This window comes from Vibrio sp. 10N.247.311.12 (assembly GCF_041467515.1).
In the GTDB taxonomy this organism is placed as follows: Bacteria; Pseudomonadota; Gammaproteobacteria; order Enterobacterales; family Vibrionaceae; genus Vibrio; species Vibrio crassostreae_C.
The window spans coordinates 1-2,133 of sequence record NZ_JBFSUV010000093.1; the positions used below are offsets into that span (position 1 = coordinate 1).

General features: G+C 41.9%; 1 protein-coding gene. It reads left to right on the forward strand.

Features of this window, described 5'->3' with window-relative positions:
• Positions 1-84 precede the first annotated feature (84 nt).
• Complete coding sequence (locus AB6E30_RS22410) at positions 85-2,112, forward strand: ATP-binding protein (RefSeq protein ID WP_372105315.1); 2,028 nt, start codon at positions 85-87, stop codon at positions 2,110-2,112.
• The last annotated feature ends 21 nt before the right edge of the window (positions 2,113-2,133 follow it).

Genomic DNA, 2,133 nt, shown 5'->3' on the forward strand with positions numbered 1-2,133 from the left:
AAATGGGTGATCGGATAATCCCGAAATGACTGATCGGAATGCTCCGAAATATGCAGTTATCGAAACCTTAGTACTAAAGGTGGCATTGTTTACCTTTTCGTTAAAGGTCAGTTTGAGCAGTCAGTGATCATTAAACAAGACAGCGAAGATAAGCCTTACGCTATCGGCTGTACAAAGCTGGCCGCGGAGCTGAACGCTAACGGCTTAGAATACGAGTCGCGTATTACTAGCGTCAAAGAGTACCGCGAAATTATCCAAAATATTAATGCAGGGAATTTGAGCAATCAGTTCCTGAGCTACTCTTTGTGCTCTGGTCGTCATGATGTCCGTCACATTGAAAAAATCACAGCGGCGTTGATTCAAGGTGAATTCAATATGGCCGACACAAAGGCGCTTTTCCTGGATATCCTCGAGCAAGGAAATAGCACATTAGAGTTTGGTGTGGATGCAAACAGAATTGAACAATGGTGTGATGACTACAACGGCCTAACAGCGTTCCTAGCCAAAAAAGAAGCGTTCATTGAAGCTATTGCGAACAATAAGCAGATTGCCTATCTAACCACTCAGCTCGCCAATGCCTTAACAATCATTCGTGAAGCCTCTGAAAGCCTTGATGAATCTCTTAAGAAAACCGAAATCGAGCGCTCAGATTTTCTTGAAAACAGTGACAAGCAGATTGGCGAAATTAATCAAGATAAGCTTGATAAAGAGGTTCAAAAGAGCGCTCTTCAACGCTCTATCACAAGTATTAACTCTGAGATCGAAGTACATCACAGCAAGCTTATAACATACGAAAATAGTGGTTATCCAGAACTGTCCGTTAAGCTAAAGCAATTGCCAGAAATGGAAGACAGGGTGGCACAACAAAGACAAAGTTACGCCGATCTTGAAACTAAGGTAAATGATGCCAAAGCAAAGTATGAGAAAGACAAACAAAGCCTTGTTAGTAAGTTCAATAAAGAAAAGTCTGACCTAACAGAGCAAAAACTTGATGCCGAAAAAGAGTGTAAGGTTAAAAAAGACAAGATAGATGATGTATATCAGCCACAGTTAAAGGAACTGACCCAAACCCATACGAGTTTTACTGCGGATAAATCTCAGACTCTTATGGAACATAAGGCTGAACTTGCTACTCAAAAGCAGCGCCTAAAGAACCCAGATATTGATGAGCTTCTCATTGAGCAGAGAGAGCAGTTGGAGTCTGAGAAAGACAGATTGCAAGAACAAGTAGACACGTTAAAACACACGACAACTGTGAGCGAGAAGGAAGGAGTCAACTTACAAGCTAAACGTGAAAAGCTACTCGAAAGATTAGAGGCCACTCGTCGAAATATGCGCGATGCTGAAGCCCGGTTAAAGGTAGTCAGTAACCGATTAGACCCAGACTCAGGAACCTTGTACTCGTTCTTGGAAGCTAATCGACAGGGATGGCAAAGCTCTCCACTTGGTCGTGTTCTTACCGATGAGCTTTTGATGGACACGACACTCACACCATCAATGACTGAAGATTCAGGTTCAATGTACGATTTATATATCGATACGAGCAACCCAGCAGATTGTAGTGTCACCAACAAAGCTGATGTGGAAGAGCAGGCTCACTTGATGGACCGTATCGTTGAGCTTGAAGACGCAGAGGCTGATTTCAATAAGCAAATTTTGAAAAATGATTTTGCTGTTAAGCAGTCAACGCTTGAGTTATCACGATTACGCAATGAACTGCGAAACGCTGAGGGTGACCTATCACAAACTAAGGTTAACCTTAAAAACAAGAAAATAGAGATTGCCCGTGCAAAAGAGGGCTTAGTCGAAAAAATTAATATAAACATCAAATCGATTGAGAAAGCTATAGCCCTGATTGATAGGGAAATCTCAGTAACGCTTGAACGTTTTGAAGAAGCAAAATTAGAGCTAAACAACGACAGGCTTACTCAAATTAGCAATGTTGAATCATCACTTGATCTCACGATCGGAGCTATAGATGAACTACTGGAAAAAAGTACTCTGAAGTTGGGCGAGAACAAACAGCGCATCAAAACGGAGTATGAACAGCGGTTGAGTGATCAAGGTATTAGCGGTGATGATCTGCTCCAGTCAGACTGGACACTTAGCTAAGCGACATTTTGCTTTTCAAAG